Here is a 269-nt window from a genome sequence, read left to right as displayed (position 1 = left end):
CCGTTAAAACTAAGATCATCGGTAATGTTGTAATCCAAATTCAGGTAAAGATCATTCAGACTTCCCTGAATCTGAGAATCTCTCAACAGGAACGACATATTGGTAACCCCATTGTACGTTTTAGAATAACCTACACTGTTTGGCGTTAATGAAGTATCTACCAAATTCAAAAGTTCCGGTTTATCTGAGGCTGTGGTTAAAATATTGCTCCAGTTCCAGTATTGGTGAGACTTCCAGTTAGATTTGTAGAAGCCAGCCGTTACATTCCC

The 269-nt window shown here is 39.0% G+C and carries 1 protein-coding gene; it reads right to left on the bottom strand.

Annotated elements, in window-relative coordinates; translation table 11 throughout:
- Nucleotides 1–269 (bottom strand): hypothetical protein (locus ACS2QP_RS27800; RefSeq protein ID WP_438883072.1); only part of this gene is annotated, 269 nt, incomplete at both ends.

The organism is Bacillus cereus group sp. Bce019 (assembly GCF_051781745.1).
Taxonomy (GTDB): domain Bacteria; phylum Bacillota; class Bacilli; order Bacillales; family Bacillaceae_G; genus Bacillus_A; species Bacillus_A cereus.
The sequence above is the reverse complement of the archived record's forward strand: the minus strand, read 5'-3'. Positions and strand labels throughout refer to the sequence as shown.